The organism is Acinetobacter rudis (assembly GCF_031157835.1).
Lineage (GTDB): Bacteria > Pseudomonadota > Gammaproteobacteria > Pseudomonadales > Moraxellaceae > Acinetobacter > Acinetobacter rudis_A.
In genome coordinates, this window is sequence record NZ_JAVIDR010000016.1 from 68,697 (window position 1) to 76,676 (window position 7,980).

At 36.4% G+C, this 7,980-nt stretch carries 8 protein-coding genes; 4 read left to right on the forward strand and 4 right to left on the reverse strand.

Translation table 11 applies throughout. From position 1 onward, the window contains the following. Position 1: 1 nt before the first annotated feature. Positions 2-475, reverse strand: coding sequence for an Rrf2 family transcriptional regulator (locus tag RFH42_RS13025; protein WP_308976123.1), 474 nt, complete (start codon positions 473-475; stop codon positions 2-4). A 140-nt stretch (positions 476-615) separates the two neighbouring features. Next, entirely contained in the window at positions 616-1,266 is a 651-nt protein-coding gene (locus RFH42_RS13030) for a hypothetical protein (protein WP_308976125.1), read from the reverse strand. A gap of 206 nt (positions 1,267-1,472) precedes the next feature. Between RFH42_RS13030 and RFH42_RS13035 the strand changes: the two genes are divergently transcribed. The 3 genes from RFH42_RS13035 (at position 1,473) to RFH42_RS13045 (ending at position 4,388) form a co-directional block, all read left to right on the forward strand. Next, positions 1,473-1,952, forward strand: coding sequence for a phasin family protein (locus RFH42_RS13035; RefSeq protein ID WP_308976127.1), 480 nt, complete (start codon positions 1,473-1,475; stop codon positions 1,950-1,952). A gap of 167 nt (positions 1,953-2,119) precedes the next feature. Then, positions 2,120-2,392 (forward strand): HU family DNA-binding protein, encoded by a 273-nt coding sequence (locus RFH42_RS13040; protein WP_016656711.1) that lies wholly within the window; start codon positions 2,120-2,122, stop codon positions 2,390-2,392. 130 nt (positions 2,393-2,522) lie between these two features. Beyond that, positions 2,523-4,388, forward strand: a complete 1,866-nt coding sequence (locus tag RFH42_RS13045; RefSeq protein ID WP_308976129.1) for a SurA N-terminal domain-containing protein — start codon at positions 2,523-2,525, stop codon at positions 4,386-4,388. An 80-nt stretch (positions 4,389-4,468) separates the two neighbouring features. Here the strand turns inward: RFH42_RS13045 and RFH42_RS13050 are convergent, their stop codons facing one another. Continuing rightward, on the reverse strand, positions 4,469-5,398 hold the full coding sequence (locus RFH42_RS13050; protein WP_308976131.1) for an AraC family transcriptional regulator: 930 nt from the start codon (positions 5,396-5,398) through the stop codon (positions 4,469-4,471). Between the two features lie 202 nt (positions 5,399-5,600). On the opposite strand from RFH42_RS13050, the gene RFH42_RS13055 reads away from it, so the two are divergent. Further along, entirely contained in the window at positions 5,601-6,806 is a 1,206-nt protein-coding gene (locus RFH42_RS13055) for an alkane 1-monooxygenase (RefSeq protein WP_308976132.1), read from the forward strand. A 76-nt stretch (positions 6,807-6,882) separates the two neighbouring features. Here the strand turns inward: RFH42_RS13055 and RFH42_RS13060 are convergent, their stop codons facing one another. Beyond that, the gene (locus tag RFH42_RS13060) at positions 6,883-7,695 is read right to left on the reverse strand and encodes a YbgF trimerization domain-containing protein (RefSeq protein WP_308976133.1); all 813 of its coding nucleotides are present in this window, start codon (positions 7,693-7,695) and stop codon (positions 6,883-6,885) included. Positions 7,696-7,980 lie beyond the last annotated feature (285 nt).

Genomic DNA, 7,980 nt, shown 5'->3' on the forward strand with positions numbered 1-7,980 from the left:
GTCAAATACCTGTAGCCGAAAGAGGGGCTGAATCTAATGATAATGGATTTTGGCGTAAGGCAACGGTTTGTACGTTGTCTCGTGCTATCAGGTCTGCAAGGGTGATTTTTTCTAAATAATCGGCAATATGTACTGATAATTCATGCCATAAGTCATGAGTCAGGCACATTGCACCATTCTGGCAGTTGCCTTTATGGTCACAACGAGTTGCATCAACCGTTTCGTTGACAGCTTCGATGATTTCTAAAATCGTAATTTGCTCTGCTTGACGAGCAAGATGATAACCACCATTTGCACCACGAACGCTAGAAACGAGGCCATGGCGTTTTAATTTTGCAAAAAGTTGTTCAAGATAGGCAACAGAAATTGTCTGACGAGTTGCAATTTCTGCAAGCGTGATGGTTTGCTCAGTTGGCTGCAATGCTAGGTCAAGTAGGGCAGTCACTGCGTAGCGACCGCGAGTTGTTAAGCGCATGATCTGATACACAATAAAAACTAGATGGTCAAAGTTTATGAATCCCTACTAAATTAGTCAAGTTTTTTTATTAAAACCAAGTAAAATAGTTGGAATTCATTTTTTATCATTGTGACTAGCAAAGTTTGCTTAATTTGTACTTAAAAAATACGAAGCAAATTATACACAACAATGATGATAAATAGCAAAGAAATAGTCGTTATTGCGAACTTAAAATACTTGATCTGTGTCTTGAGTTGACGTTTAGACTGTTTGTGCTGCTCAACTTCATCTTTTAATGCTTGAATTTCAATGCGTTGGTTTTCAATTGTCTGTAATAAAGGACGAATGCGATTTTGCGAGGCAGTACTTAAGTCGGTATTGTCAGGTTGTCTAAACCATTTATGCCAGTCCGATAACAATTTTGGTAAAGACAACTGTAAAAATAAGTCGCGCATTGGTGCTTTTAGACTTAGATCACCCTCAAAACGTAATTTGCGAATCGCACGAGTATTTCCCATTAAAAAAATACGGATTAATTCAATCATTGTGCTATTAATAGTTAAGTCAACAGGTTGATCTGGTGCTTGAACATCAAATAATACGCCCTTGTCCGTAAATTGTACGTAGAAGTTAAAATACGGTAAGTAACTATTGATTTTAAGGGTGAGTTGTCTATCAATAAATGGCTGGGATTGAAGGCTTACCAAACGATCATGTTTCAGTGTGAATGAAAATAAAGTTTCCAATATGATCATCAAAATGTTAGGCAACCAACGAGTTTGACTCTGTTGATGTTGCGATTCATTCATATAAAGCATCCTTTACAACAAGCTAGCAAGGTTGGTAAATCTGTTTAAACAAAAAAATGTGACTTACTCAACACGATTTTGCATACAATCCTTTCCGATTTGTAGAACAGTTTACTTAAAGGTTCAAGTATTTTGTTTGCTACTATAAGTTCATTTTAAACATATTTGGTCTGTTAAAGTGATAAAACTTGCTGGAGTGATGCGCTATGGAACATAAAAAAAACAATGCGGGATGCATTGATGTCAAGGATGAGCCAAAAAATCAACGAATTCATAAAGGAAAAATTCAAGCTACAGCTTTGGCAAAAGGTTCTCTTGATTTTAGAAAGTACACAAAACAGATTTGGTTAGCTGGACTAGGTGCTTTTTCGCGAGTAGAGGAAGAGGGAAACAAGCTGTTTGAATCTTTGGTTAAAGTGGGAGAAGAGTTAGAAAATTCCACAGAGCAAATTATTGAACAACATTTTTCTACTGCGGAACAACGAGTAGAAAGAGAAAATAGTCATCATAAAAGCAGAGTAGATAAATTATTAGAGCATAGTTTACAGCATACTTTGGCTCATCTTGGCTTGGTTACAGTACAAGATTTACATCGCTTAGAAAGCCTAATTGTTGAGTTGCATCAGAAAGTGGATAAATTGACAGAACAAAATCAAGAATTAAAAAAGGAATTGAATAAAATCTAACTTAGTTAGTAGATAAACAGCTTTTTTACCATTTTATGTGATTTATTTTTGTGAAAAGGCTAGGTCTAGTCTTGCGTTTCACCCCAAAGCATTGCTATAAAGTCGTCATGGCATTTTAACGACAAGCCTTGAAACTTAAACAAACGATACAAGAGGATGTAATCTTCATGAATAAATCAGAATTAATTGACGCGATTGCAGAAAAAGGGGGATTGTCTAAGACTGATGCTGGTAAGGCATTGGATGCGACTATTGCTTCTATTGGTGATGCGCTGAAAAAGGGTGATACTGTAACTCTCGTTGGTTTCGGTACTTTTAGTGTTAAAGATCGTGCTGCACGTACTGGCCGTAACCCTAAAACAGGTGAAGAGCTTCAAATCAAAGCAAGCAAAGTGCCAAGCTTTAAAGCGGGTAAAGGGTTAAAAGACTCAGTTGCTTAAGCGAAATGATTTTTAGAAACGCGCCTTTTGGCGCGTTTTTTCTTGAATGTTTCAAATATTATAACTTTGCGCATACATTCAGTTTTGAAATTCAGTTAGAATCATTAAGTAATAAAATATTGGAATACCTATGGAATCGTTTCGTAATCTCATTAGGGGTTGGTTTGGGAAGCTCCTGCTCGTTTTATTTTTAGCACTTTTTGCCTTAGTTGGGATGGAAAGTTATTTTAGTGGGGGGCAGTCTGCAGATGCTGCTGCGACTGTAAATGGTCAGGTAATTTCAAAAAAAGATTTAGATAACCAGACAAAATATATAAAAGATCAATATCTCAAATATGTTAATGGTGATGAAACTTTATTAAATCTTCCATTTATTGAAAAATTTGCATTAGATAGTTTAGTTGCTCGTGCAGTATTACAAGATCAAGCAAAGACCTTAGGAATCGCATTAAGTGATGCGCAAATTACTCAAATGTTTGCACAGTTACCAGAGTTGCAAGAAGGGGGTAAATTTTCTGAAGAAAAATTTAATCAATATCTTGCACAGAGAGGAATGAGTGGTCCAGCATTTATTAATAGCGTACGTCAAGATCATGCAATTAAAATGCTTCAAGGTACAGTTTTAAATTATGCTTTGGTGAGTAAACAAGACTTAGCTGATATTATTAATTTGCAAGGTGAGAAACGTGATTTATTTTTAGCAAGCGTTAAACTTGACGCTTTTAAAGATAGTATTCAGGTTTCGGATGCTGAAATTAGTGCTTACTATAATAAGCATAAAGCTCAATTTAAGCAGCCTGCACGAGTTGATGTTGATTATGTAGTGCTGACTCCAGCACTAGTAAATCAACAAGCAGTTGCTGTAAGTGAAGATGAATTGAAACTAGCATATGCACAACTAGTTGAAAAAAATCAAAAAAATGCACAACTGGATGTGAAACAAATACTCATTGGTACTGAATCACGCACACCTGAACAAGCACAAGCACTTGCAAATGAAGTTTATACTAAAATTAAAGCAGGTATGAGCTTTGCTGATGCTGCAAAACAATACTCTGATGATCCTGTTTCAAAATCTAAAGGTGGCGAAATCAGTTATGCTGAGGGTAGTTTTGGTAGTGAATTTGATGCTGCAGTAAAAGCGAGCAAAGGCCAAGTACTTAAACCTGTTAAAACACAGTTTGGTTATCATTTGATTTTGGCAAACTCTGCAACAGCTGCTGCACCTGATTTTGAATCAGTAAAAGATCGTTTAACGACAGAGTTAAAGGCAGCTAAGCAGGCTAATGCATTTTCTGATGCGGTTGGGCGTATTAACGATACTGTTGTAAATAATGATGATCTTAATGTTGTCGTTGAACAAGTTAAGGGTGCGAAAATTGAATCTGTAAAAGGTTTCACATTATCTAGTACACATCCTGTTCTATCAGATCCAAATGTTAAAATTAAGTTGTTTAATGATGATGTGAAAAATGGCGATCAAAATACATCATCAAACATTCAACTCGCAAATGGCGATACAGTTTGGGTTAAAGTTCGTCATTATCAAGCCGCTGGTGAACAAACTTTGGCTCAAGTAAAAGCTAAAGTTCAGCAAAAAGTGATTAACCAAAAAGCACTTGAGGCTGCAAAAGCCAAAATTGCGAACATTTTGGCTGAATTCAAAACCCAGCCTGCTCAACAAGTCGCTGCGAAGAGTGGATTGTCTTTTGAGCATGCAGGTACATTTACCCGTTCTCAAGGCTTACGTCCTGAAATTGAACGTACAGCGTTTAGCCTTGCGGCTCCGGCTGAAGGAAAGTGGTCTGTTAGTACTGCTGCAATGGGTAATGAAATGATTGTTGTTGCAGTGGCTAAAGTTGAAAAAGCAGCTGTAAACTCTTTGGCTCCTGAACAACAATTACAGTTAGCGAAGATGTATCAACGTCAACGTGGTGAGCAATTAATGAGTGACTATACTGACTACCTGAAATCTAAAGCTAAAATTAAAGAATAATAGGTTAAGTATTTAATCTTTAATTGATAAAAAGGCACTTCGGTGCCTTTTTTATTTTTAACTCATCTGTAAAAAGAAGCTCAATTTTCAGAATGATAATGCCTGCGATAGAGGCTAGGGCTCATATCAAACTGTTTTTTAAAACTTTGACTAAATGCTGTATCTGATTGGTATCCAACATCATGTGCGATTTGCTTAATTGGGCTTTGACTATGCCGTAGCAAATGGCTTGCTAAGTTAAGACGATGTTGTTGTAGGTAAGCTAAAGGGCTTTGGCCTACACATTGATGGAATAAACTTGCAAATTTTGAGCGTGACATACAGCAACATTCGGCTAAGCTTTCCACGGTCCACATGCGTTCTGGGTGGCTGTGAATTGCACTGAGCGCATTAGAAAGTTGTGGGTGACTTAAAACATTGAGCCAGTTTTGAGTATCTTGAACCTGCTGCATATAATCACGAATACATTCAATAAAAAGTATTCCTATTAAATGGTCAATGATTTTAGCGCGTCCTAAGCGGATGCTTTGTGTTTCTAAGGCTAAAAAAGATAAGCCAATTTCTAACCATTGCGGTGTTTTATCTCCTGTTTGATTATGCAAATGAATTGAGCTGGGAAGGGCATTAAGGAGTGGCTGTGCCATTAATGAATCAATTTGACAGCGAATTGCCATAATTAAATTGGGGCTGATTTGTCCTGAACCAATACTAACTCTTTGCTGTGAATGCTGAGTAAAGAAAGGGGTGATATTGGTTATTTCGGTGAGCTGTTGATTTGGCGTTGGAAAACAGTGATGGCTTTGCCCTGTTGTAATTAAAAAAATGTCACCTGTAGTTAGGTATGTGGGTGACTGATTTAATTCAAGATACATTTCACCAGATAATACAATATACACAATCAAAGCTGACTGCTGTTGAAGTTGAAAAGCCCAATTATTGCGTGTGCTTAGATAAATATACTCAGCTTTGCTGATTTGAATATCATCAAGCACTGTACTGAGTGCATCCATAATTGAATTAAATATGAGTTATTTATTTGATTAAATTGTAGTTGTTTGGAGAGTAAAGCGCATCTGTTTTATAGGACAAAATTCTATCTGGTGGTGACAAAGACGATGACTGGGTATTTATGGACGATAACGACTTTTTTTTAGCACAGAGGACAGTATAAATGTAACAAGCGATTGTTAACAAAAATAAGGAAGTGAAGGCATGAACGCACCAGCTCAATTAACGACTTTACAGCAACCCATAACGTCACCATTACAATTGGATAAAAAACGTTATTTATGGTTAATTAGTCCAGCATTACCTGCGATAGGTATTATGGCACTTGCAGGGTATCAGTTTGGACCACGTCCACTGAAAAAAGTGTTTGCTTTGACAGGGCCGATTTTATTACATGTTGTTATTCCTGCAATTGATACTATTGTTGGCAAGGATCAACATAATCCAACTGTAGAACAAGTTAAATTATTAGAGCAGGATCGTTATTATTCACGGTTAGTGAAATCTTTTATTCCCATTCAATACCTAGCAAATATCTATGCAGCTTATGTAACGAGTCGAGCCTCTACACCATTAATCGATAAAATATTATTGGGAATGTCTATGGGGGCTATTAATGGAGTTGCAATTAATACAGCCCATGAGTTAAGCCATAAGTCCTCACGTTTGGATCATATATTGTCACATTTGGCGTTAGTTCCTACAGGGTATAATCATTTTCGTATTGAACATCCTTATGGCCATCATAAGCGCGCAGCGACACCAGAAGATCCTGCATCTTCACAAATGGGAGAGAGTTTCTATTCGTTTTGGCCAAGAACGGTTATTGGATCATTCCGCTCTTCAATTGAAATAGAGACACGCCGATTACAGCGCAAGGGTTTAACATTCTGGTCAAAAGAGAATGAATTATTACAAGGTTGGGGAATGAGTGTGGGTTTTCATAGCAGCCTTTTAACAGTTTTCGGGCGTGGCACAATACCTTATTTAATTACACAATCTTTCTATGGCATTAGTTTATTTGAATTGATTAATTATATTGAGCATTATGGTTTGCTTAGACAGAAAAAAACAGATGGTCAATATGAAAGAACTATGCCTGAGCATAGTTGGAATAATAATAATATTGTGACGAATTTATTTTTATATCAATTACAGCGTCATTCAGATCATCATGCTTATCCTACACGCCCATTTCAGGCTTTACGTCATTTTGATGAGGCGCCAGAGTTACCAGGCGGATATGCCAGTATGTTATTACCTGCGTTAATTCCAACACTCTGGTATAAAATTATGGATCCATTAGTTTATAAACATTATAAAGGTGACTTAACAAAAGCGAATATTTATCCAAAAGCACGTGATAAAATTCTCAAAAAATTTGGTTTATTAAAATCAGATGAATCATAAATAGTATGATAATTATAAAAATAGCCCGATTAAGTATGACTTAATCGGGCTGTTTTTATAGGTTAGAGACTAAATATCATTTGAAATACTTAGCTTCTTCTGATTTAGGATAAGTACTAAGTAACTTGCTTTTATATACTTTAGCTGAGGCTGGATTTTTCTCTACATCATTTGCGATGCTATATAATTGATAAAGGGCACGTGGTGATTTGGCAGAATTCGGAAATTTTGCTGCTACAATCTCGTAATTTTTTTTGGCTTCTTTATAGTTTGCAGGTTCAATTGCTAAATTGAACTCAGCTAACCAAAAATATGCATTACCGGTATAGACACTATCTGGATAACTTTTAATAAAGTTTTGCATTGGCGCAATGGCTTTTTTAGCACCACCTTGTTTATAGGCATCTAAAGCGACAGTATAAGCTGCTTTTTCTAAATCTTGTTGATTGTTTGCTGTTGTGGCTGGTGAGCTATTATTGTTTGTTTTCTGTGTCTGTGTCTGTGTCTGTGTTGCGGTTTGGTTATCTTCAGTTTGATTGTCTTGTTCTTCAGGATGGTCTGAAGATTGTAATAGAGTCAAACGTTGATCTAGATCGGCATAGCGACTATTGAGTTCTTTGGTGAGTTGATCAATTTGATGATCTTGCTCTTCAATTTTTCCTCGTAGTTCACGGATTTGATTTTCAAGCCCTTGGGCTTTTTGTAATAGATCCCAACTTGGATTGCCTGAAATTGGTGAGCTATTTTCCATACTGCTATTTATATTTTGCACATTGGATTGTGATGGTTGATTTGCTTCACTTAAACCGCGAGATTCAATAGGGATAGCATAAAGTCCCGCTGAACTAAACAAAGAAAATATCAGTATCGCATGCTGTTTAAGCGTCATAAAAAAAATCCAAGTAGTGAACCTATAAGTAAGCAATCTATCATTTATGTATATTTATACAACCCTTCGATTTTCTCATTTCCATTTAATCAATAGGGCAAGGTAAAATCGGTATGATAGGATCAGTGCACATTTAAAACGGCTGCTGATTGAATTGCAAGTTTGATTTACAAAGTTTCAGCATATTTGTCTGTGGTTAAATACATCATTTTTATCCGATGGAGCGTAAAACCTCATCGTTCAGGATGAGGATATAAGTGACTGGCGTAAGCCATATGACACATT